This window comes from Pseudomonas onubensis, from assembly GCF_965653655.1.
Lineage (GTDB): Bacteria > Pseudomonadota > Gammaproteobacteria > Pseudomonadales > Pseudomonadaceae > Aquipseudomonas.
Window position 1 is genome coordinate 1 of sequence record NZ_CBFHAZ010000251.1, and the last position, 468, is coordinate 468.

Genomic DNA, 468 nt, shown 5'->3' on the forward strand with positions numbered 1-468 from the left:
TCTGTATTGAAATATCCGCATGAATTTCATCGGATAATAAATAGACATCGTATTGAACACATAGTGCGACTAACTGCTCCAGCTCTTCCCGGCTCCAAACAATACCGATCGGGTTATGCGGATTACATAAAACAAATAGTTTAATACCGGCGCGGAATATTTCTTCAAGCTCAGCAAAATCCATCGTATAATGACCATTTTGTTCAGTTAATTCACATGTTACGACTTCACGTTTCTGAGCAGCCGGTACATTGGTGAATGGTGGGTATGCTGGAGTGGACATCCCGATTTTATCACCAACCTCTGTAAAGGTTTCGATAATGGTCGCGATTGCAGGCACAACACCAGGCTGGAAAATAATTGTGTTAGGATCAATCGTCCATTGATGGCGCGTTTTATACCAATGAACAATTGCATTTTTCACATCGTTGTCAGCAAATGTATAGCCAAAGATAGGGTGCTCCAATC

General features: G+C 41.5%; 1 protein-coding gene. It reads right to left on the minus strand.

What is annotated here, in order from left to right; all coding sequences use genetic code 11:
- Positions 1 to 468 (minus strand): aminotransferase class I/II-fold pyridoxal phosphate-dependent enzyme (locus ACTD9P_RS29820; RefSeq protein ID WP_438870445.1); only part of this gene is annotated, 468 nt, incomplete at both ends.